General features: G+C 57.8%; 1 pseudogene. It reads left to right on the top strand.

Going from position 1 to position 320, the window contains the following annotated elements:
* Nucleotides 1-201 precede the first annotated feature (201 nt).
* Nucleotides 202-320, top strand: a pseudogene (gene sufC / locus A3754_RS26540) (Fe-S cluster assembly ATPase SufC); the annotation flags it as partial.

The raw sequence follows: 320 nt of genomic DNA, 5'->3' as shown, positions 1-320 counted from the left end.
CCGGAGAAGGCGGTTTCCATGATCGTGAACGGCTTCTGTAAGGAGGTGTTCAAGGAACTGCCCATGGAATTTGCCGTGGAAGCGGGCAAGTTGCTGGAAGTCAGCCTGGAAGGCGCAGTGGGCTAAGCCCCGACTTCACCGAACAACACCCTGAATTAACTCGGGTCGGATTCCCGGCCCAATCGAAAGGCGCATCAAAACATGCTGGAAATTCGTGATCTTCACGCCACCGTGGCGGACAAGCCGATTCTCAAGGGCCTCAACCTCACCGTGAACCCGGGCGAGGTACACGCCATCATGGGCCCCAATGGCTCCGGCAA

Source organism: Alcanivorax sp. HI0083 (genome assembly GCF_001635175.1).
This window is presented reverse-complemented; position numbering and strand designations above follow the sequence as displayed.